Origin of the sequence: Zoogloea sp. LCSB751 (genome assembly GCF_002028455.1) — a bacterium.
In the GTDB taxonomy this organism is placed as follows: domain Bacteria; phylum Pseudomonadota; class Gammaproteobacteria; order Burkholderiales; family Rhodocyclaceae; genus Zoogloea.
In genome coordinates, this window is the sequence record NZ_MWUM01000503.1 from 1 (window position 1) to 245 (window position 245).

The window sequence follows — 245 nt, forward strand, 5'->3', positions numbered from 1 at the left end:
TCATCGGCGAGATTGATTCCATCTCCACGCTGACTGCCGCCATTGCCAGCGGCATGGGTGTAACGGTTCTGCCCGAGTCTGCCGCACGTTCACTGTGCAGCGCGGCGAACGGCTGGATGGCCCGCATCACCACGCCATCCATGAGCTTACCGCTGTCGTTGAATATGTCCGCGCGCGGCTCCCTGTCACCGCAGGCGCAGGCGGTGAAAGAGATCCTGATGTCTCTGGTCAGTAAGCCGTCGCTG

The 245-nt window shown here is 62.0% G+C and carries 1 protein-coding gene; it reads left to right on the forward strand.

What is annotated here, in order from left to right:
• Nucleotides 1–245 (forward strand): LysR substrate-binding domain-containing protein (locus B4920_RS27485; RefSeq protein WP_216820121.1); only part of this gene is annotated, 245 nt, incomplete at both ends.